General features: G+C 50.3%; 21 protein-coding genes. 8 read left to right on the plus strand and 13 right to left on the minus strand.

The genetic code is table 11. The annotated features are described in order from the left end of the window. The first annotated feature begins 189 nt into the window (after positions 1 to 189). Together AB4Z33_RS04315 and AB4Z33_RS04320 are read left to right on the plus strand one after the other, a co-directional pair. Entirely contained in the window at positions 190 to 1,995 is a 1,806-nt protein-coding gene (locus tag AB4Z33_RS04315) for a sensor histidine kinase (protein ID WP_442048732.1), read from the plus strand. Then, the gene (locus AB4Z33_RS04320; RefSeq protein ID WP_442048733.1) at positions 1,985 to 3,619 is read left to right on the plus strand and encodes a response regulator transcription factor; all 1,635 of its coding nucleotides are present in this window, start codon (positions 1,985 to 1,987) and stop codon (positions 3,617 to 3,619) included. The genes AB4Z33_RS04315 and AB4Z33_RS04320 overlap by 11 nt, the downstream gene beginning before the upstream one ends. A gap of 157 nt (positions 3,620 to 3,776) precedes the next feature. On the opposite strand, the gene AB4Z33_RS04325 is transcribed toward AB4Z33_RS04320, so the two are convergent. The 3 genes from AB4Z33_RS04325 to AB4Z33_RS04335 form a co-directional block, all read right to left on the minus strand. Further along, on the minus strand, positions 3,777 to 4,583 hold the full coding sequence (locus AB4Z33_RS04325) for a BclA C-terminal domain-containing protein (protein WP_442048734.1): 807 nt from the start codon (positions 4,581 to 4,583) through the stop codon (positions 3,777 to 3,779). Positions 4,584 to 4,804: 221 nt separating this feature from the next. Next, on the minus strand, positions 4,805 to 5,179 hold the full coding sequence (locus AB4Z33_RS04330) for a hypothetical protein (protein ID WP_442048735.1): 375 nt from the start codon (positions 5,177 to 5,179) through the stop codon (positions 4,805 to 4,807). A 233-nt stretch (positions 5,180 to 5,412) separates the two neighbouring features. Continuing rightward, a complete protein-coding gene (locus tag AB4Z33_RS04335; protein ID WP_442048736.1) occupies positions 5,413 to 5,709 on the minus strand; it encodes a hypothetical protein in 297 nt (98 codons plus the stop codon). Between the two features lie 95 nt (positions 5,710 to 5,804). Here AB4Z33_RS04335 and AB4Z33_RS04340 point away from each other — a divergent pair, with 95 nt between their 5' ends. Beyond that, on the plus strand, positions 5,805 to 6,113 hold the full coding sequence (locus AB4Z33_RS04340; RefSeq protein ID WP_442048737.1) for a thioredoxin family protein: 309 nt from the start codon (positions 5,805 to 5,807) through the stop codon (positions 6,111 to 6,113). 6 nt (positions 6,114 to 6,119) lie between these two features. Here AB4Z33_RS04340 and AB4Z33_RS04345 read toward each other — a convergent pair whose 3' ends face one another. Continuing rightward, positions 6,120 to 6,980 carry a DUF4362 domain-containing protein gene (locus AB4Z33_RS04345; RefSeq protein ID WP_442048738.1) on the minus strand — a complete coding sequence of 287 codons (861 nt, stop codon included), beginning with the start codon at positions 6,978 to 6,980 and terminating at the stop codon, positions 6,120 to 6,122. A gap of 160 nt (positions 6,981 to 7,140) precedes the next feature. After that, entirely contained in the window at positions 7,141 to 7,752 is a 612-nt protein-coding gene (locus AB4Z33_RS04350; RefSeq protein WP_442048739.1) for a hypothetical protein, read from the minus strand. A 188-nt stretch (positions 7,753 to 7,940) separates the two neighbouring features. Between AB4Z33_RS04350 and AB4Z33_RS04355 the strand changes: the two genes are divergently transcribed. Both AB4Z33_RS04355 and AB4Z33_RS04360 read left to right on the plus strand, forming a co-directional pair. Further along, complete coding sequence (locus tag AB4Z33_RS04355; protein WP_442048740.1) at positions 7,941 to 8,996, plus strand: M42 family metallopeptidase; 1,056 nt, start codon at positions 7,941 to 7,943, stop codon at positions 8,994 to 8,996. 90 nt (positions 8,997 to 9,086) lie between these two features. Further along, complete coding sequence (locus tag AB4Z33_RS04360) at positions 9,087 to 11,504, plus strand: hypothetical protein (protein ID WP_442048741.1); 2,418 nt, start codon at positions 9,087 to 9,089, stop codon at positions 11,502 to 11,504. Positions 11,505 to 11,592: 88 nt separating this feature from the next. Here AB4Z33_RS04360 and AB4Z33_RS04365 read toward each other — a convergent pair whose 3' ends face one another. The 3 genes from AB4Z33_RS04365 to AB4Z33_RS04375 form a co-directional block, all read right to left on the minus strand. Beyond that, positions 11,593 to 12,030, minus strand: coding sequence for a disulfide oxidoreductase (locus AB4Z33_RS04365; RefSeq protein ID WP_442048742.1), 438 nt, complete (start codon positions 12,028 to 12,030; stop codon positions 11,593 to 11,595). Positions 12,031 to 12,158: 128 nt separating this feature from the next. Continuing rightward, the gene (locus AB4Z33_RS04370; protein ID WP_442048743.1) at positions 12,159 to 13,256 is read right to left on the minus strand and encodes a DUF4179 domain-containing protein; all 1,098 of its coding nucleotides are present in this window, start codon (positions 13,254 to 13,256) and stop codon (positions 12,159 to 12,161) included. Next, on the minus strand, positions 13,204 to 13,749 hold the full coding sequence (locus tag AB4Z33_RS04375) for an RNA polymerase sigma factor (protein WP_442048744.1): 546 nt from the start codon (positions 13,747 to 13,749) through the stop codon (positions 13,204 to 13,206). The genes AB4Z33_RS04370 and AB4Z33_RS04375 overlap by 53 nt, the downstream gene beginning before the upstream one ends. A gap of 164 nt (positions 13,750 to 13,913) precedes the next feature. Between AB4Z33_RS04375 and AB4Z33_RS04380 the strand changes: the two genes are divergently transcribed. Further along, positions 13,914 to 15,779, plus strand: coding sequence for a 3-oxoacyl-[acyl-carrier-protein] synthase III C-terminal domain-containing protein (locus AB4Z33_RS04380; RefSeq protein ID WP_442048745.1), 1,866 nt, complete (start codon positions 13,914 to 13,916; stop codon positions 15,777 to 15,779). Next, a complete protein-coding gene (locus AB4Z33_RS04385; protein ID WP_442048746.1) occupies positions 15,776 to 16,669 on the plus strand; it encodes a DUF6999 family protein in 894 nt (297 codons plus the stop codon). Before AB4Z33_RS04380 ends, AB4Z33_RS04385 begins: the two co-directional genes overlap by 4 nt. A 12-nt stretch (positions 16,670 to 16,681) precedes the next feature. On the opposite strand, the gene AB4Z33_RS04390 is transcribed toward AB4Z33_RS04385, so the two are convergent. From AB4Z33_RS04390 to AB4Z33_RS04410, 5 genes are all read right to left on the minus strand, one after another. Beyond that, entirely contained in the window at positions 16,682 to 18,121 is a 1,440-nt protein-coding gene (locus tag AB4Z33_RS04390) for an amidase family protein (protein WP_442048792.1), read from the minus strand. A gap of 95 nt (positions 18,122 to 18,216) precedes the next feature. Next, positions 18,217 to 18,675 carry a hypothetical protein gene (locus tag AB4Z33_RS04395; protein ID WP_442048747.1) on the minus strand — a complete coding sequence of 153 codons (459 nt, stop codon included), beginning with the start codon at positions 18,673 to 18,675 and terminating at the stop codon, positions 18,217 to 18,219. A gap of 154 nt (positions 18,676 to 18,829) precedes the next feature. After that, complete coding sequence (locus tag AB4Z33_RS04400; protein ID WP_442048748.1) at positions 18,830 to 19,444, minus strand: alpha/beta hydrolase; 615 nt, start codon at positions 19,442 to 19,444, stop codon at positions 18,830 to 18,832. A 49-nt stretch (positions 19,445 to 19,493) separates the two neighbouring features. Next, positions 19,494 to 20,468 (minus strand): ring-cleaving dioxygenase, encoded by a 975-nt coding sequence (locus tag AB4Z33_RS04405; RefSeq protein WP_442048749.1) that lies wholly within the window; start codon positions 20,466 to 20,468, stop codon positions 19,494 to 19,496. A gap of 31 nt (positions 20,469 to 20,499) precedes the next feature. After that, entirely contained in the window at positions 20,500 to 20,967 is a 468-nt protein-coding gene (locus tag AB4Z33_RS04410) for a MarR family winged helix-turn-helix transcriptional regulator (RefSeq protein ID WP_442048750.1), read from the minus strand. Between the two features lie 194 nt (positions 20,968 to 21,161). On the opposite strand from AB4Z33_RS04410, the gene AB4Z33_RS04415 reads away from it, so the two are divergent. Then, positions 21,162 to 21,791: a M15 family metallopeptidase gene (locus AB4Z33_RS04415; protein WP_442048751.1), complete on the plus strand. Its 630-nt coding sequence runs from the start codon at positions 21,162 to 21,164 to the stop codon at positions 21,789 to 21,791. Positions 21,792 to 21,812 lie beyond the last annotated feature (21 nt).

Consider the following 21,812-nt stretch of genomic DNA (forward strand, 5'->3'; position numbering starts at 1 on the left):
TTCTGCACCCATTATATCGTRTTAAGTTTCGGCAAAATATGCTTCAAAATTTAGAATAGGTGCTTCATTTTTTGGATGATTGGGAAAAACCGCCGCATGAAGGAAAATTGTTGCTATACTGATTTTACTCTTACATTTCTATTAAAAAAGGTGAAGCGTATGAAGCTACTGTCCCCCTCCCTGCGAAATATGCCGCTGCAGCGCAAGCTGCTGGCGCTCGTCATCCCGCTGCTGATCGTCACCGTCGGCATTACAGGCTTTTACTCGTATACGATCGCCTCCGGCGAGGTTGTCGATAAGATTCGACAAGCCCAGATGAGCATGGCCCTCAAGACGAAGGATCAGCTCGACTTCGTAGCGAACAATACGCTTAGCTTCGCGAACTACCTGTTCCTCAATCCGACCGTGCAGGGCATGGTCATGAACGGCGACACGCCGCAGCGCCGCGATCTGGTCTACAAGAGCCTGCTGCCGCTGATGGTTACGGGCGAGACGATCCAATCGCTCATCTTGTACCCCGTACCAGGCGACGATTCCAATGGACAGCCGTTCACCATTACGCAGACCGGCATTGCAAGCGCCATTAGCTTGCCATCCTTCCAGCTGACCTCCTACTACGAACGACTGAACGCATCGAAGAGCAAAGTGATATGGGATATGTTGATCCCCTCCGACAATATATTGACCGGAGACAACCATTACAAGCTTGTCCTCATAAAGAACTTCAAGAGCTTCTACGACTATAAGCAAAACGGCGTGCTCATCCTCGGCCTCGACGCCGATAAGCTCAGCCGAAGTCTGTTCCACGACAAAGGCTACGGCCAAAACGATGGCGATGGCGCGCAGTTCATCGTGAACGAGCGGGGCATCGTGCTTGCCGCCACCGATATATCGTGGATCGGCAAGCCGATTACGAGCCTGCCTCTCGTCAAGCAAGAGCTTAGCGTTGATATCGAGGCGGGCTTGGCACTGGACGCGCTGAAGCGGAATGACAGCTTCATCGTATCGGACTCGTATTCCGAGGTGACCGGCTGGCATACGGTCGTCATACAGGACCGCAGCACGCTCGTCGCAGAGCTGAACCATATCGGATCGGCCACGGTAACGATCATGGCGATCGTGAGCATCATCGCGATTTTGCTTTCTTGGGTGATCGCCCGCGTTGTAACGAATCCGATGAAGAAGCTGATGCATTCGATGAAAGCATTGCAGATCGGCGACTTCTCGCAGCGCGTCAGCTTCACCGGCAATGATGAGATCGGCCGGCTCGGCTACTTGTATAATTCAATGGTCAGCCAGATCAAGATGCTTATCGACGATGTATACGCATCAAGCCTTAAGCAGCGGGAAGCGGAGCTAAAGGCGCTGCAATCGCAGATCAACCCGCACTTTCTATACAACACTTTGAATCTGATTAACTGGAGCGCCGTTCAGAAGGGTGATAACGAAATATCGGAGATGGTCGTATCGCTGTCGCAGGTGTTCCGGCTAAGCCTTAACAGCGGCAACGAATACGCCCTGCTGGAGCAGGAGATGGAGCTTGTCCGCCATTATTTGTTCCTGCAGAAAAAAAGGTATACGAGCCGGTTCAGCTTCGAGATCGAGATGGATCCTATTGTCTCCAAACTGCAGATGCCCAAGCTGCTGCTGCAGCCGCTCGTCGAGAATGCCATTATTCATGGCATTGAGCCTTCGGAAGGCAACGGCATCATCTATGTTCGGGCGTATGCCGAGCAGGAATGGGCTGTTCTCGAGGTGACGGACAACGGGCCGGGCATGCCGGAGGAGCAGGTGAAGAGGCTGCTTGGCAAGGGGGGCATACCGCTCCGCAACAGCAACACGGTCGTCTCGCATTCGGGGATGGCGTTGTCCAATATTAAGGAGCGGCTTGCATTGTTCTATGAGCAGTCGGTATTCGATATCGAGAGCAGAGAAGGCATCGGTACGAGAGTACAAGTTCGAATTAAACAGGGGGTCGACGGACATGTCGCTTAAAATGATCGTGGCGGAGGATGAACAGTCGTTCCGCGAAGGAATCGTAGGTTTAATCGATTGGCAGCTCTACGGTATTGAGATTTCGGGTGAAGCGGCGAATGGCCGCGAAGCGCTCGATATGATTATTGCCGATCCGCCCGACCTCCTGCTGACGGATATTCGGATGCCATACTTGAATGGTCTTGATCTTATTCGCGAGGCGCGGGCGACCGGCGCCCAGTTCCATACGGTGCTGCTTACCGGCTACAACGAATTCGAATACGCGAAGGAAGCGATCAAGCTTGGCGTTTCCGACTACTTGCTCAAGCCATGTATGCCGGCAGATATTATACGCGTAATTCTTGAAGTGAAGGGCAAGATCGAGGCGATGGAATCGAGCGGCAACGAGGTGAAGGCGCTCAACCGGACGTGGAAGCGAAATGTTCATCTGCTCAAAAATCAAATTCTGTCCCAATGGGTTCAACAGCCGCTAATGCCGCTTGAGAACCGCTCCATCGCTATGCAAGAGGTTTCCCTCTCCCTCGACAATGGACCGATCCAGATCGGCATGCTCCAGATCGATTCGGGCGGCAGCACGCGAGCATTCGAGACGATGCAGGATCTAGAGCTCATTCGATATGCCATGCTGAATATTACCGGCGAATCGTTAGCTCCTTTATACGGCGGCAAGATTGAAGTATTCCGCCATGACGATGAGATGTTATGGATCGGCAGCTGCGGGCCTGACACGCCTGCTTGGCAGGTTGAGCAGTCGTTGCGCACGCTGCAAGCGAATCTGGAAGCTTTCTTGAAGCTGTCCATCTCTTTGTCGCTTAGCTCTATCCAAGCTTCCGTCGACTATGCGCACACCGGCTATCAACAAGCGTTGTCTGCAATGGAGGGACGATTCTACCAAGGCAAAGGCGGCATCTATGTGTATAGCGAATCGCCGGGACAATCGGCCTCGCGGACGTCCATTCTCGACGACGCTTACTTGCACCGTATGGAGAAGGAGCTGCTCACCTTCCTGCAGAACGAGCAATATGCGGCGGCCGTTGACGTCATAGAAGCTGGCTTCAGCTATATTAGGGACAATACCCGCTACACGAAGGCAGATGTTGTGTTGCGGGTGACAGGCCTCATACTGGAGCTGCAGAAGTTCGCCCAAGAGCGGAGCGCCCCGTCGATCGAATGGCAAGATAATGTGGTAAATGGCGTAGACAGCATTCCGAGGATGGAGACTTTGGAGGAGTGCGCGGCGATTCTGCAGAAGATCGTCCAAAGCATCGTCGAAGCCGTCTCCAAGCAGAAGACGGTTCACCGCACCGTGCAAGCGACGATCGAGCTTATTAAAGCGAGGTACAATACGAACCTGACGCTGGAGCTGGCCGCGAAGGAGACGTTCGTCAGCAACAGCTACTTAAGCTCGCTGTTCAAGCAAGAGCTCGGGGTCGGCTTCCTCGATTACTTGCATCAGTTCCGCGTCGAGAAATCGAAGGAGCTGCTCCGCGAGAGCTACAAAATATACGCCGTCGCCAAGCTCGTCGGCTATCAGGAGGAGCGCCACTTCAGCTCCACCTTCAAGAAGTGGACCGGGCTGACGCCACGGCAGTATCAGAAAAACTACGCCTCGAAGCAGGCGTAGAATCGGTCCGCCCGTACGCCTGCCGTTAGGAATTCCAGCATCGCTATTTTGCCGAATCCCCTCAATCTGGATCAGTTGCGAATCTAGGACACCTTATTTCCATCAATTCAACGAAAAAAGCGCTATTTTGCACAAATAGCGCTCCTACGATTCCCAACTAATTTAACTTTTTAATAACAATAGAGGCATTTACGTTTATTTGCGTACCTCCGGCTAGAGGCTGAAGAGTAACTCCGGCAGTTGAAGTGTGATTTCGCAGCGTAATAAAATCACCGGCCGACATAGCGACTATCACCTGACCGCTGCTTAGCTGAGTGCCGGCACCCGAACCATATACGGTTCCAGCAACGGGCGCGTTATTTAAAAATATCGTAAATTGGTTTGGTTGTTGACCCGACGCGGAAAAAGTAACCTCATAGTGGCCCGTCTCACTAACCGAAATCTGAGTCGTTCCTGGGGTATGCGTGATGCCTGGCGTAAGAATACCATTAGTATCAAAAATAATATCCTCTTCTAACGCAACGACTCGAGAAGTTAGGTTATAAATATACCCGTACTGTGAAACTCCACCTGCCGCACCGGTGGCACCAGTCGCACCGGTAGCACCGGCAGCTCCAGTAGCTCCAGTGCCGCCTACAGCACCTGCAGCGCCTACCGCGCCTGCTGAACCTACTGCGCCCGCAGTCCCTACACTGCCCGCCGATCCTACTTCTCCAGCTGGGCCGACCGACCCTGCAGAACCTACACTGCCTGCCGATCCTACCGAGCCTGCTGAGCCTACACTACCAGCACTATTAATATTCCGTATTACACGAACAATTCTCTTTCTGATGATGATTTTTTTGCAGCAATCTTTTCTTTTCCGCTTGCACTTTTTCTTTGTCCCTTTAGGTTCCATAGATGGCCAGACAAGCGTATCCACTTTTATACAACTACTTTTTCTCTTAGGCTTATTACACCCCAATGCACACACCTCCACTTTGATTTATTGTATAGTACTCTAGTGGTGTGCTGGAGGTATGGACATTTATCTCAAATCGGATAGACGGCTATCTATTTATTCGAAAAATAGGTATATACTAGCATCAGAAAGGTATATATATCGTTCTTGAATTATGGTCAGATATAGATTAATAGAATTTACCTACTAACTATTAGACCTTGGAGCAGAAACCGCCACTATAATTAATACTGTCTGTTCCTCAGATCTTTGTCGTCGAACCAAATTTGGATGAGCTCTACTTTATCAGCGCCGCTCAGTGAAATGACGTATTCGCCATTGTGATATAATCCCTCCGTCAAATGCTTATAGCCTTKCGACAACAGCATCTCGATCGCAGCCTTCCTATCATCTCCAATGTTGATGCCGTACACGGCATAGGCTGGTTCCCAAAAGGCAATGGAGCTCACTTGGCCATAAAGATCATTGTCCTTGTCTCCGGAAAAACCGATGCGAATGCCTTTGTCCTCATAGGTCCGAAGATATCCGCCGAAGCCTTCCACATAATCGCCTTCACCGAACAAAGCGATTATTTTCTCCTCGGTTTGAGCTAATTGCACACTCGCAGCGGATAGGTTCTCATTTAGATGAGTGAGAGTTTCAACCTGCCTCCCCTTTTGCAGCAACAGCCACGTGAGAAGAGCTGCGCATAGTACCGCCGCAATGATGCCAATCCATACGAATTTCCGAGTTCGGGATACCACGATTTCATCACCTCATCTAATCATTTTCGAGAACCGCTGCGGTTCACTTCACATTCCATTCATGTCCCTATTCTAAGTATCCTATAACATCAAGGCCCTGTGCCTGCGCTAGCTACGTACCAGAAAATGCCCGTTTTTTTCAAATAAACCGCTCCAAGCTCGTCGCCTGTTGCCCTGTTCATGTAGCCGTCCACACTATATAAATACCCATACTGCGGATCCACCCTGCTCGTCGTCGAAATATCCGCCTTCAAGCTATTAATCGGCTGCAAACTCTCCAAAATATGTCTTCTAATCGTCCATTCCGGCGACAGGAAGCTTGCCGCCCATAATAGTACGATAACCGCAGCAATCGAGATCCCAATCGTTCTTTTTCTCATTGACATGAAGCACTACTCCCCTTTCATGGCGCGGATAGATTGAATATCTGAATAAAATATAGTAAAYTACAAGTAATAAGTGAAGTAAGAGGTGCGTAAACATGGCTATCCAAGAGCTCGAAGAAGCAACTTTATTAGATCGAATCCAACAAAACGGCGGCCAGACTGGCGTCTTTTTATTCACGCCGTTATGCGGCACCTGTATGGTCGGAGAGCGAATGCTCGAAATTGCCGAAGCGACAGGCGTCAAGACCCCGCTCTACAAAATAAACATTAACTATGCGCCTAAGCTGCGCGACCAATGGCAAATCGCAAGCGTCCCTTGCCTCGTCGTGCTAGAGGGCGGCTCCCCTGTACGCAAGGAATATGCGATGCAATCCGCTCAGCATCTGTATTCGATTCTTCGCTAACATGCCTTAATCATAACCCCCTTTAACCTCCGGCAGCGCCTTGTACTCATCCTTCCCTTCTACGATCGCGATAACCTTCTGCACCATCTTCGTCATCGCCTCGTTATCTTCGCCGCTGTTGCATTCCGACCATTCATAATGCCTCTCGCCGCCATTAATACGAACGGTTAAGTTGTAGCTGGCATGAGGCTTCACGTCGCATGCGGCCGACAGCTTCTTCTCTTCCAAATAATTAGCAAGAACCATTTCCTTGTAGATGAGACCGCGTTCTTCACTCGTAAGCGTGAAGTCGGATAGCTCCGCTACCTCTCCATTCTGAAGATCCTTGACGAGCTTATGCTCTGCCGTATGGATCTCGTTCTTCTCCGTTATGCCGTGCAGTAACGTGAATTCGAACAAATCCTGCTCCGAGACGTTATAGTCTAGCGTCAGCACGTCAATTTCGTCGCTTTCACCCTTGCAGCCGGTTAATGTATATCGAAGATCGACTTCCGACTCGCGCTTCTCGAAGCCTTTGCAATCGTATACCTTCACGAGCGGAGAGCCGAACTTGTCTTCGCTCGTATCGTAACGAAGCTGGAAGCCGCTTTTGCTATATTTCAAATCATAAAAGATAGGGTCTCCTTCGATCGTGTAATGCACGATCCGCTGCATGCCCTCATTCCCATCCGTGAACGAATCAAGCTTCTCCCAATTGCTGACTCTGTTATGCATCGCAATAACATCATTCGATTCATTGATATCGTAATCTTCTCTCCACTCTGAGCTAGTATTCGTACCGGGGACCTGCTTCTGATCGTTACTGCCGCATGCTGCAAGCAGCATACACATCATAAGCGCTACAATCACCGTTTTCCATTTCCCCATATCTGGTTCTCCCCCATCTTTCATTATTAGGCTAGACGAGGCTAGGCGGATAATTGTTACATAAAGTTACGTGCGACAGAAGTGACTATTTGCAAAAAGAAAAGAGACAACCTGTATTTTCACTTTATTTGGCAGGTTGCCTCTAATGCGTATTTTGGATTTAAGGTTTCTTCGTTGCGGTTGGTTTTCTCGTTGTACCTTGATTGGCGTCCGGAATAAGCTTCTTTGTTGACTTCGAATCCGGTTTATTGGTAACCGAGGGCTTCACGGCAGGTTTTTTGGTAGCGCTAGGCTTGGCAGTTGGTTTAATCTTCTTCTTTGGATCATCATTATCATCATCATCATTATTATTATCGTCATTAGTGCCGTTATCATTCTCATTGCTAGTTACTTGGGTTGGCGCTTCAGTAGACATAGGATTATTCGTTGAATCCGTTCCCGCCAAACCGTTTTTTGTATTTAGCAATGGTACGGCAGTCGTGGCAGCAGGGCTAGCGTTCGGCGCATTCTCGCTTAATTGGCTTCTAATCTTTTGCTCTACTTCATCGGGCATATTTCCCGTACAGCCGATCAATGAAATAAGAAAAATGAACATACTAATTAAAAAATACTTTTTGTATCGCCTATCCTTACTGCGCTCGAAATTATTAAACGAGACACTTAAACCAAGCACCAAAAAGATAATAAATGAAATCGTTGTAACCGCTAAGAATACAATAAAGCCAACCAAACTAGATCCCCCTCTTGAATAATGAATTGCTGCAGCTCTCATTTAAACGTCACCGATTCGGTTGTGTTTCATATTTTTGGAATTTTTTTGCGAATGAGCCAATACTCGTTCTTGGCATACTGCTTAGCTTACTGTTACTCTTAACAAGTATTCGCAACTATTTTCACGATTTCTGAATATTGGTCATATAAAATTAACTCCAAATAACAAACAAAAGGGGAGCCCCGACTATGTCTGAAACATACGCAACACAGCTTGACCGCTCCTATATCGTTAACCAGCTGGAGGCGCTGCTGCGCATTCCGAGTCCGAGCGGCTTCTGCATGGACATTATAAAATACGTACAAGAAGAGATCGGAAGGCTCGGTTATGCGCTCGAAATGACGCCAAAAGGCAATGCAATCATTACACTGCCTGGACCGGGCAACGAACGAGTCATCGGCTTATCCGCCCATGTCGATACGCTTGGGGCTATGGTTCGCTCCATCAAGCCGAACGGCATGATCCGCTTCACGCCTGTTGGAGGATACAACATGCATACCGTTGAGGGCGAGTACTGTCTGGTTCACACCCGTGACGGCCGTACATACGAAGGAACGGTATTGTCTTCCAAAACTTCCGTTCATGTGTACACCGATGCGCGCGATTGGAAACGCGAGGAAGCGAATATGGAGATTCGGATCGACGAAGCCGTGAAATCCAAGGAAGATACCGATAAGCTGGGCATCGCCGCCGGCGATTTCATTTCGTGGGATCCTCGAACGCGCGTATTGCCTAACGGCTGGATTAAGTCGCGCCATCTCGATGATAAAGCTAGCGTAGCTGCGTTATTCGGCTTGCTGGAATGGCTGAAACGGACCGGCCAGACTCCGGCTCATACGCTCAAGCTCATCCTGTCCACCTATGAGGAGGTTGGGCACGGCAGCTCCCACATTCCGAGCGACATTACGGAAATGATCGCCGTCGATATGGGGGCGATCGGCGACGATCTAACCACGACGGAGCTGGATGTATCAATCTGCGCCAAAGACTCCTCCGGCCCATACGATTATAATATGACGAGCCGTCTGATTGAGCTGGCGAAGCGCGAGCAGATTCCGTACGCCGTCGACATCTATCCGCACTACGGCTCGGACGCTTCCGCTGCGCTGCGCGGAGGAAGCAATATCCGTGCCGCTCTCATCGGTCCAGGCGTTCATGCCTCGCACGGCATGGAACGGACACATGCCGAAGCGGTCGTTAATACGGCAGCGCTGCTGCTTGCTTATGTGATGGAATCGGAATAGAAGATATAACACCGCTGACAGCAACATACGCTCTGCATCATTCGTCTATAAATGGAATAAATTATGCGATCGAATGAGGGAGTGGCTATCATGGAGCTGCGCAGGCGGCGAATCATTTGGACCGTATGTATCGGTATTCCGGTGCTTACGGTCATCCTTTATCTTTATATGGCAGCCGATGCTAAGCCCGAGCGCGAGGCGGTCATACCTGCAGTAACACCTCTTGTCTCGGCACAACCAATTGCTGACGCAGCACCGGACTGGTCTCCTCCCTCAGAACCGTTTGATCCCGATACGGCAGAGCCGCTTGTGCTCTGGAAGAAGGATCATAGCAGCATTTACGTACAGAACTCGCACCTCAATTACTCATCGGACGGAGTAGACGAGCGAGTCCTCTATACATGGGAACATTCTCTCCCCACACAAGCATGGGTTAGCGGTAATGCCCTGCTAATTGGCACTCAGCTTATCGACAGCAGTTCCGAGCAAGAAGGACATCGCGGTGCATGGATCTCGGTGCAAACGCAGCCTACGCCCGCTGTTACCGAGCTGGACAACATTTATTTTGGACCGCAACAGGTGCTAGCCATCACAGCCGCCAATGAACCCAGCCTATTTCTCGTCATGGCGCGCAATGGCATATCCAACTTTTCCGAGTACATCGTCGCCCCCTCACATAAAGAATGGATCCCCAACAACAGCCCGAGAACGTTCACTCCGGATCCGAAAGAGCCCGGATCTGATAATCAACTGCGCTATTTCAAAAACGAGCATACCTTTCATTTACCTGGAGGTCCTGACGTTTACACCTTTTCCGACGAGTACAGCAGCCTGCTTTATATCCAACCTTATCTCTTTGTGTGGCGCTTTACGGACTATAGCTTAATCGACGTAAAGCAAATGTTGTCTTCAGAAGGACAAACAAGTCGGTTAGTCGGCCGGTTCAACAATGAGGCTGGCGATGAGGCCATATCCATTCTCAACGAATCATTCGCCTATATGCCTTATGAACCGAGGCTATGGGAAGGAGAGTGGCAGGATCTGAACAGCTACGCGTTCACCCGAATTACTCCCGAGCAGATTGAAGTGATTGCTTACAAAGAAGATGCGCCTTTCGACACTAACATACCGACGTATAGTCATTTTCCAACGACAGAAGGACGATTGACAGCTGTGAAAGGAACGCTTGCGGAGTACGACGTGCAAGGAGTAACCAAATATATTTCCTTATATGATCTCGTTAATACGAAGGATACGTCTGCCAGTCATCTATGGTCTTCTCCCTTGAAAGATTTCGTCGTCAAGAAGGAAGAGCGTCCCGCTTATATTCCCCCATACTTCAGCTACGAGATTCCCGAATGGAGCTATCAGGATTACAATACGAATGATTCAATTCCTCAAGAGCTGCTTAACGAAATTGGCGAAGTAAGAATAGAAGGAGATTATGGTTATGCGAAAGTATTCCGCAAGTATGGATCCCAGTGGTTTGCGTTATACGATCGTTATTTCTATGAATATACGGACGGGCAGCTGCACGAGCTTGGAGAGCTTCCAATCACGGTTAAAGTTATGATCGGGGAGGCGGCAGGCGGGCTAGGAGCGATGGACTTCGTTCGTTGGAGGGACGCTTGGTTTATCGCGGATACGGAAGGCTCACGCGTCATCAAGCTGAATGACAAGCTGGAGGTAGAAGCCGAGTTCGCCGTTCATAACCCTTACCAGCTAACCGCTGACGGCGATCAATTGCATATTGCATCGGTCGCGGGTCAATTAACGGTTGACTCGCAGTTTAAGCTTCTGAATACGAAACAGCTGCCATTCGAATCCACGGCAAACAAGAAAAAAGCGATGTTCGAAGGGTTCATGCCGCAACAATTGTACGTGGATACGACATCTGGACTTACTTGGTATTACTTGGGAGGTTTCCTCTATCAATACGATGCCAAGAAACAGAGGTCACGTTCCCTTTATACAGGCTACACGGTCAACATGCGAGCACATGTTAAGATCATCCCTTACAAGGACGAGATGGTTGTTCTGCTTGACCATCGGCTGGAGCGGTTCGATCGACAGGGCAATTGGCTAAGCACGCTGGCCTATCCTCGTTCCACTCCCGACGGCATTTATGATACGACGACACAGGGGGAAAGCACCTTGATCGTCGATGAATCGTCGGAACTGTATTATCTCGTTCAAGGCTATCGGATATTGGCGATCGATTTGGCTCGTAATGAGGTGAATACGGTGTTCCGCCAAAACTATGCGGATATAGGGTCGCTCATCAGGCACGGAAACAGTATCTACTTCCTCCTATACGGCGACTTGCTTGATATTTATAACCAACGCACGCAACAGTTTCCGAATGAGATGCCTTACACCGAAATCGTAAAGATTGATATGCCAACCCAGACAATCAGCCGTTCGGTCGTTGATGGCTACTATAGCACCTTCGATATGGAGGGCAACGCCGGCGACGAGCCTTCTTTCGTTTTAACAAGCTATAATTAATCAAACGGAGCCCTAAAAACAAAGAAACCCAACGCTCGAAAGAACGTTGGGTTTCTTGACAATCTGATAAGAACTGACGCAGGTCTTATTATTGTTCCGATTGTTTCACAACCGCTCTAATTCGAAGCAGCGCGACCAAGATGATGATGAACGCTGTTAGCGCAAGCATCGGTATCGTAATAAAGCCGAACCAGTTGAGATAGTCGCCCTTGCACGAAACCGGACCGCATGCACTAAGCGCCGAATCATGCGGCAGTTTCTGCAAAATCATGTGGTACAATGAGAAACCTCCGCCGATCGCGACGAGAGGCAGTGCATACGACACGATGCCTTTATCCCCCTTGGCATACGCCACTATGAACAGCAGCGTCAGCGGATACATGAATATGCGTTGGAACCAGCATAAGCTGCAAGGTACAAAATGTTGAACCTCGCTGAAATACAAGCTTCCCGACGTAGCTAATACGGCAACTGCCCAAGCGGTAAACAGCCAAAACGATACCTTCTTCTCCTGCTCTTCCGTCAAGCCAAGCCCTCCTTGCTCTTTAAACGAACTCTCTCTTATTTTCGCTTAAAAAGCCGCTTCCGCACATGACTCGATCGAGCTATCCGCAGCAGTAGAAGACATCGTTCCGCCTCATCTTGGCTTCTCTTTTATTTTGAGATGACGGGGAGCGTAAATTCCAGATCCTTCAAGTATTGCTTCTCCCTTGTGTTCTCCTGCTTGTAAGGCTTTACGATAAGCGTCTTCGGCAATTCCTTGAACGGCTCGAACATTAGAACGTTCAGATACGTGTTCTCGGCTGCCCCAGGGGTAGAAGTTCCGCCTAGCAGTGTTGCGACCTCTCCTCTTTCATTCACGATGTCGTAGTTCATGTAATCGCCGATCGGCTCCATCTCTTGGCCTGCCTTGAAGTGCAGCAAAACCTCAAGCTGCATCGTGGCTTCCGTCATTTCCAGCTTACTTATGCTCATATCATAATCGCCTTGCGTCTTCGCTTCCTCAGAGGCAAGCACGATATATTGATTCGTCGTCCTCTCAACAGGGAAGGTCAGCTTGAATTCTTGATTAATCGTCGCATCCTGAATCTTAACCTCGAATTCGAAACGCTCTGGCAAATCGAATGCCGATGACCCGGTTGCTCCTACGTCCGGCTGTATCGTTAGAATGGAGGAATGATGATACGCAATATCAGAGGCCAGGTGACGCGAGACGGCCAGTTTTACACCATTCGCGCGAACCTCGATGACATCGCTTGGCGTTTCGTCTTTTTTCAAAGCAGCAATATACACATCCCTCGATTTGTCCACCCACTTCTTAAGCGGCGGGTTCTTGCCGTCACTCGTCTCTCTCGTCAGCACCATCGAAATTCGAGTACCGTCGTACATCATATCCGATATCGTGAACGTCACACCCTCATGGGTTACGCTCGTATTCACATTCTGAATCATCCCTTGCTCGGCCACCGTCTTCAGCCCGGCATCGCCTGCCTGACCGAACAATCCGCCGATAAGCGGCAGCTGGTTAAGCGCGCTCGCCATCATCGGCGACACGAATCCTGAACCTATGAGGCAAATAATAACCGCCGCCGCGGCTGCAATAGCAATACTTCCTCTGCCTATGCGGCTTCTCTTTTGAACCGGGGCTGTCTCCCGCTGCAGCATTTTGTCCAATATGGCCGCTTCCGCTTGGTCACTATTAGCGCGGAGATAAGCCGGTTTTGCCTGACGAATACGACTCTCCAAATTCATCGCTATCACCTCTTCTTAATCGATTCTCTAATTGTTTCCGTCCTCTTGCCAGCCGCGTCTTCGCCGCTCCCTCACCGATTGCAAGAGCATAGGCAATTTCTTTGACAGACATCTCCTCAAAATAATACAAAATAATCGGTATCCGGAATTTGTCTGCCAAGCCCATAATGCCTGCGTACACTTCCTTATCTCTGCTGCGCTGCATGTACACGTCCTCCGTGCTGGCGATACTTATCTCCGGAACATGCTCAGCCAGCTTCTCCCGCTTCTGATTCCGGATCGTGTTCAGACATTGATTAATGACGATTCGAACGAGCCATGGGTACGGCCGATCCATATCCTTCAATTGCCGTACTTTGAGATAAGCATTTACGAATGCCTCCTGCACGACATCCTCCGCTCTGCTCCGATCCCGCACATACGTATAGGCTACATAGCAGAGCCGATCGTAATATTGCTCCATCCATTCCTTTAATTGCTTATCAATCTCCAACTGTCTCTCACCCTCTTCCCTACTACAATGACACATGAGAACGGAAATGGTTTCATCAAAAAAATTAGGGTAACGCACCAGTACCATAAAAAGTTGGAACTATCCGTTACTAGCCCCTTAAGCGATTATGGGATATATACCATATCCTTCAGGAGGTGTACAGGATGAATCACGTCTATGTAACGAGCATGGGAAAATTTCTGCCGGGAGAGCCTATCGGCAATGAAGAGATGGAAGACTATCTTGGCCGAATTAACGGCAAGAGCTCCAAGTCCAAACGCCGCATCCTCGAGCAAAATAAAATACGCTACCGTCACTATGCGATCGACAAGCAGCAACGGAGCTTATACAGCAACGCCGAGATGGCGGCTTTAGCGATTCAAGATGCGCTCGCGCGCAATTCTAACGCGCTGGATGAAGGGATCGATTTCCTCGCCGTCGGCACAACGCAATGCGATTTGCTCGTTCCAGGCTTCGCAAGTATGGTTCATGCCGAGACCGGCTTGCCCGTCATGGAAATCGCGACGCATCACGGCGTCTGCGCCAGCGGTATGCAGGCGATGAAAAACGCCTATCTGCAAGTGCTGTCAGGCGAGAGCCGCATTGCCATATCATGCGCAAGCGAATTTCCGAGCCGCGTCTTCAAGCATACACGGTTCGAGGCGCAGCAAGCGTATGGCGATAGCGCCGTACCGTTCGATACCGACTTCCTGCGCTTCATGCTGTCGGACGGCGCGGGAGCAGCCGTCTTACAGAACGCGCCGGCGGTAAGCGGTCTGTCGCTTCGCATTGAGTGGATCGACAACAAGTCGTATGCGAACAGCTATGACGTATGCATGTACGCAGGGTTTAATAAAGATAACAACGAGAATGCCTGCTGGCATGATTATCAGTCCATACATGACGCAGCCGACGACGGGGCGATGAATCTGAAGCAAGACATTCGGCTTGTGAATGAAATGCCGAAAGTTGGTGTCGATCGTTTCTTCGAGCTTGTGGAGGAGGGCGCCGTCGATCCTTCCGCGATTGATTGGATGGTATGCCACTATTCCTCGCACTTCTTCCGCGACGAAATATTCCGGCTGCTGAAGCTGGGCGGCTTAACGATTCCCGAGGAGAAATGGTTCACGAATCTATATACGAGGGGCAATACGGGAGCGGCATCGATCTACATTATGCTGGAGGAGCTGCTTGGCAGCGGCAAGCTGTCACCAGGCGAAAGGGTGCTGTGCATGGTGCCGGAGAGCGGCCGATTCCAAACATCGTATATGCTGATGACGGTTGTCGGTTCGAAGGACTCGGCAAGTAAAGCTCCGTTCGAGGAGCGCGTGCCCGAAGCCCCGCAGCTTGCGTATGACGCGTCCAATGATGTGCAGGCGCAGCTCGTTCGCCAGCTTGTACGCGTATGGATCGATTTCGAGCAGAAGCTGGCCCGCGTACCCGTTATCCGCAAGCTGTATGAGGGCAAGTTCACGATGAACGACTACAAAGCATTAATGGAAAATATTCGACAGCAGGTCATCGACGGCTCGCAATGGATCGCGCGGGCAGCCTCCTACATCCCGATCGAGCATATCGATCTTCGCTCGACGTTCATTGCCCATGCGCGCGACGAGCACCGCGATTTTCAAATACTGGAGCGCAATTATGTAGCTGTGGGTGGAGACTTGGAGGCTATTCAAACAGGGGAGAAAAATATCGGCAGCGAGGCATTGTCGGCCTACCTGTTCCAGCGTGCGAGCCGCGACAATCCGGTCGATCTTATCGGCGCGATGTGGATTATCGAGGGACTCGGCTGCCGGATGGCCCGTTATTGGGGTGAAATGATTCGCGACCAGCTTGGGCTAGACGACGAGCAGGTGTCTTTCTTGCTGTATCATAGCGATTCCGACGAGCTGCACTTTGAGCGCCTGGAGACGGTCGTGCATCATCCGCTGCTCACGGCGGATATTGCGGCGCGCATCGTGAAGACGGCAAAGACGACGGCACGGTTATATTTGCTGCAGTTAGAGGAGCTGAATAACGTATGAGCGAGGCTGACTATTTCCGTAATATGAAGCATGACCGGAATGATCCGAATCCTTTTCTCGCGATCTATCTCGATCAGAGCATTCCGTTCAATGAAGAGGCGAAGGCCGCCTATTTGAAGGACTGCTCCAGCAGGTCGCGGCAGTTTCTGCTTCCGCTGCTTCGCCCGCTTGCCCGTTTATTAATCATTTTGCTGCAAATCTACAAAATCATCGTACCGAAGGCGCTCACGTCTTCCCGTTTGCTGCACCGGGTGCTGCATTGGGGCATGAAAACATTCGTCAGCCCGAGCGCCAACTATATGATCCTTCGCCACTTCTACCTCGGATCGGAAGTACTGCAGTTTATTCGCGACAACGTGCCGGGCGTGAACATCACAATGAATCCGCTCAAGCCAACGAATTTGGAGCCGGTGAAGGATGATCTGTTCCTCATCCATGACCTCAACTTATATAACTTCGTCATCAATTTGAACAAGGAATTGCGTGACAACAAGCTAGAAGTGACGAAGCAGGATCGGCTTAACTTCGCGGCCATTACGTCAAGCCCGCTGCCTATCGAGCCGATGCCGAGGCGGTGGACGAACTTCATGGATTTGACGACGGCGATTGAGTGCTTCACACCCGTGTATCAGCTATTCCTGACCGACAACGACTTCTGGCGGGCTACGAATTCATTGCAATTGGATGAAACGATCGGCATTCTCGCTTCGAAAATTATCGGCAGCAACGATCGGCTTGCGCTCATTAATAACAAGCATCCGATGGTGCCGCTGACGACGCTAAGAGCCGGTTTCCGGCTCGTCCTGCATGGCCTCGCGACGGAGCAGCTGCACGCGCTGCTTGTCGAGCTGAAGCATAAACAGGAGCAAGAGCCGGGGCTTCCAGCTTAACGCGGGGCGCGATTATTCCAAATCAGGCGGGAAGCGGCGTTTCGTCGCTTGCTCGAAGCTGTAGGCGAGCCGAATTAAGGTCGGCTCGCTAGATGCCGTTCCAGCGAAGGCAATGCCGAACGGTCCTCTCGTCGAGAAGTCGTTCGGATGGCGATAGCCTTTCTCGGACCAGCCTGCAGGAACGGTTATGAGCGGATAACCTGCTATAGCAGCAGGATCTTGCTCGTCATGCATCGCCGGCAGCAGCAGCGCATCCAGCTGATGCTCATTCAGCGCATAATCGATCCCTTGCCCGCGAGCCCTCTCTTTCGTGAGGGCTGCTCTTGCCAAATAAGCAGGGTCATCCGTCGTTAAGGTCATCGTTTCCGACCATTCAAGCACGCCTTGTCCGTACTTCAATGCGGCTTCCGCATGCTCCTTATTGAAGGCGATTACGTCGCGCAAACTGCTAACGGACGCATCTGGCGTTATCGGCAATGCAGACAAATAAGCATTCACGCCTTGCTTGAATTCAATCGCGAGCAGCTCATGATCCCATTCTGCGTCCTCGCAGGGCAGCTTCACATCGTCGATGATTGTCGCTCCCTGCTCCTTCAAGATTGCGATCGCTTCCTCCATAATCGCAAGTCTTTCTTTATGCAGACGACGATAGTAGAAACGCGGAATACCGATGCGCGCTTGCTTCAAGTACATCGCATCCAAGTATCGCGTATAGTCAATTTCGGTTAATGTCCCTAGTAATATCGCCGCATCCGTAACCGTCCGTGCAATGGGTCCTGCCGTATCTTGTCTATGAGAGATCGGAATGATACCGCTGCGGCTAATAAGGTCGACCGTCGGCTTGATGCCGACGACCATGTTCTGACTAGCCGGCTCAATGATCGAGCCGTCCGTTTCCGTGCCGATTGCAGCCGCTGCTAAATTAGCCGACACAGCTACAGCCGATCCGGAGCTTGATCCGCCGACGAACAGTTCACCCGGCCCGTACGGATGCAGCGTCTGCCCGCCTCTTGCGCTGTACCCCGACCACATTCCGTTAGCCATAAAGTTTGCCCATTCCGTCATATTCGTCTTCCCGAGTAAGACAGCGCCTGCAAGCCGCAATTGTTCGACCAGTGCGGCATCCGCAGCGGCAATCGATTCGGCTAACGCCAGCGATCCTGCGCTTGTATGCATCCGATCCTTCGTTGCAATATTGTCCTTGAGCAGAATCGGTATGCCATGCAGTGATCCTCTGCTGCCTTTCTCTATCCTCTCCCGGTCCAGCTCTCTAGCAATCTCTATCGCATCCGGGTTCACTTCCAGCACCGACCTAAGCTTTCCGTCGAACTTCTTAATCCGTTTCAAATAAGCCCCCGTCAACCGCTCCGAGCTTAAGTCTCCCTTTTCCATAGCGAGCTTCATGCTCCCTATATCCGCTTCTATTATCCATTGTTCCAACTCGACGTTCATATTCATCGTACGCACCCTCTCTTGACAGCTATCTTAATCATAGAAAACAGAGTGGCAGAGAAGAAGATAAAATTTGATTCAAATAAAAAATTACGTTATTTCAGAAAAACCAACACAATGAGAAAAACGGTCATCGCAAGCGACAAAATGCCGGAATACGGCCATAATTTCTTAGCATGATAAGCATAGTTCGAGACGCCGTAATAAATACTGGCGCATGCTACTCCAATTAGACTGGCTATCATCGAAAAAAGGTTCAATCCGCCCATCATCACCACAAAAGGTAATATGCCGCCAAACAGATAGAGCGGGATCTTGTACAAAATTCGATCTTCCGGAATTATCTTGCGTGTCAGGAAATCGACGAGAATAGACCATATAGTAGCGTAACCGTAATAACAAAACCACAGAAGAGGATTTTTGGCCGTAGATGGCCAGTCTTCAAAATGAAATCCCTTAATAATGAGGATCGTCGACAAATATAACACACCTGATCCAATCAGCTTCGATGTAACATACTGGCATATTTGATTCCTGCTCCATGTTCGCATCATATTCATTATCCCCTCAGAGTTACGATTCTTCCTTATGCTTAGCATAATCCCTATAAGCAGCAGGTTGCAGTTCTAACATTTATAGAACCGCCATCCAAACAGCAAACAGCCCAATGCTCTCTTGCAGCATTGGGCTCCCACTTGGAATCACTATTTAGTTAGTAACATAATTCGTATTAAACCATTTTGCCGCTTCGAGCACTTCACCGCGCGTCAGTTGATGTCCGTAGCTTTCCCAGTGCAGCGTCACCTCACCGGATGCGCCCTGCAACAAGGCAGCCAAGTCCGTCGTCTCGCTCGGCGGGCAGATCGGATCGTTGTCACCTGCTCCGATAAAGATTGCGGTTCCGCCTAGATCGGGCAGTGTGATGCCTCTTCGCGGCACCATCGGATGGAATAGAATCGCGCCGTTCAGCACGTCTTTATAGTGGAATAACAAGCTGCCTGCAATATTTGCGCCATTCGAATAGCCGATAGCGATAACGTTGTTCCTGTCGAACTTGTATTGCTCCGCGCTCTCGTCGACGAACGTCTTCAGCTCCTCCGTACGGAAGATCAGGTCCTCTTCATCGAAGATGCCTTCTGCCAGCCGGCGGAAGAAACGCGCAGCGCCATTCTCGGATACATTGCCCTTCACGCCTAGCATCGATGAGCCCGGAGAGATCATTCGCCCGATTCCAAGCAAATCCTGTTCGCTGCCTCCCGTTCCATGCAGCAGCAGCAGCGTCGGCGCATTCGGATTGTCGCCTTGCTCAAATATATGTTTCATACTCCTCACACCTTTCTATATTTTCCATCTTTGATTGCTATTCTAATCGTTATCCAATAGGCGTGCTGAGCGGCTGCAAGCCCGCTTCGATCTGTGCTCTTCTGCCTTCTAAGAATGGAGGCAAGGAAAGCGCTTCGCCGAGATGATGGATATCCTCGTCCGTATCGAAGCCAGGTCCGTCAGTTGCAAGCTCGAACAAGATGCCGTTTGGCTCGCGGAAATACAACGAACGGAAGTAGAAGCGATCCACGAAACCCGAGTTTGGAATTCTTACGCCGCGGATGTGCTCAATCCACTCGCGCAGCTCATCGTCATTATCGACGCGGAAGGCAACATGATGGACACCGCCGACGCCCTGCACCTCGCGAGGCAGATCGTTCCGCTCCTCGATATGGATCTCCGCGCCGCTGCCGCCTTCTCCGGTCTCATAGACGACAATATCCTTTTGTCCTGCGACAGTCGATGCGTATTGGCCTTTCTGGCGGAAGCCCATAAGCTGGGTCAACACGAGAGCGGTCTGTTCCGCGTTGTGAACCGTCAGTTGTACCGGGCCTAAGCCGGTAATGCCATACTGCGCTGGAACCGGGCTTTTCTCCCACGGTATGCCGCCTGCGACGCCCACGTTGTTCTCGTCGGAGACAAGCACGAGACGCTGGCGCTCGAAGTCGCGGAAAGCTAATGTCTGACGGCCGGCGCGTTCGATAATGTCGTCATGCTCGACGCCAAACTCGGCAAAACGCTCTTTCCAGTACGAAAGCGCCGCATCGCTTGGAACACGCAAGGAAGTTGTCGAGATACTGCTCACGCCTGCGCGGTTCTGCGGTACACCGGGAAATTCGAAGAACGTCAATTCCGTTCCCGGATTGCCTTTCTCATCCCCGTAGAACAAGTGATACACCGAAGTGTCATCCTGGTTGACGGTTTTCTTTACAAGGCGAAGGCCTAATATTCTTGTATAAAAATCAAAGTTCGCAGACCCTTTGCCGGTAATCGCGGATACGTGATGGATACCTTTTAATTGCATAGTATGGACCTCCCAATATGGATGTATTTTTTTACTTCTGAATTTTTCTCAACAGTCGTACGAGCTGCTTCTTCTCATCTCGCGTCAAAGCATCGAATTGCGACACTTGGAACCGCTCCTGCTTAGGGACGACTTCAGCATATAGCGCTTTTCCTTTGTCGGTTAGCGATACGAGCTTGATCTTCCATTGCTGCTCGCGAGTAATGAGCCCTTGCTCCTCCAGCTTCACTAACAGCTGCGTAATATTCCCCTTAGTGACGAACAGTTTATCCGCAAGCTGCTGCTGAGTAAGCTTTCCTTGTTCGCCAATCTGTGCGATCACATCGAATTGAGCAACCGACAAATCCCATTTTTTCAAATGCTGCTGTGTCTCGCGAACGTTATGACCGTATACCCGGGACAAGCGGTACCAGATCAACAACCCTAATCTTTCGTCTTGCTTGCTGTAATCAGACGCTGTATCGTTTGGCTCCAACTTATCACCTCGTTTCTTCTTCATGTACTCAGTTTAGATCTAAACTGATAATTTGTCAACCACTTAACTTTTCATTATCATTTCTTACTTTAGACTTAAGACTAGGGCGCAAATATAGCTCGTATGATAATATTAGCGGATAACTTATCCCACTTTTGCAGAATACTTATACAGCCATAATACCGATATCTATCGGCAATATTTGAAGGAGAACACGAATGATTGAACGCACTTCCTTTACGCCCGGCACGATGCCTCAGCCCCCGCTTCCCTCTAGTCGGAAGTCGGCAAGCAGGCGCAGACGCAATCAGTTCCTTATATTCATCATTACTTTCCTTATAGCAGTTACAGCTTGGAAGTTGCTTCAACGATCAGGCGCAGAGCTGCCTTTCACACCTGAAATTAATGTGCCTCCCGTAACAGAATTACATCCGATTGTTGCAGCCAAACAGCAAGAGCTAATCACGCAGACTGCCGCAGCTGGCATTACGATATTGATTACGGACGGCTTCCGTTCCACTGAGGAGCAAAATGCGCTGTATGAGCAAGGAAGAACATTAGATGGACTTGTCGTGACGCAAGTTCGCGGCGGTCATTCGTACCATAATTACGGCCTTGCGATCGACTTCGCGCTTCGAACGAAGGAAGGCGATGTCGTGTGGGATATGAAATATGATGGAAACGGGAATAGTAAACCCGATTGGATGGAGGTTGTCGCGATCGCGAAGAAGCTTGGCTTCACTTGGGGCGGAGATTGGGACAACTTCAAGGACTATCCCCATCTACAAATGGACTTCGGCTACTCCATTCGCGAGCTGCTGCGGGGCAAGCGTCCTCAGGTGGAATAGAACAACCGGTTTGGCATGAGT

It is taken from the genome of Paenibacillus sp. 2TAB19, assembly GCF_052115185.1.
Taxonomy (GTDB): Bacteria; Bacillota; Bacilli; order Paenibacillales; family Paenibacillaceae; genus Pristimantibacillus.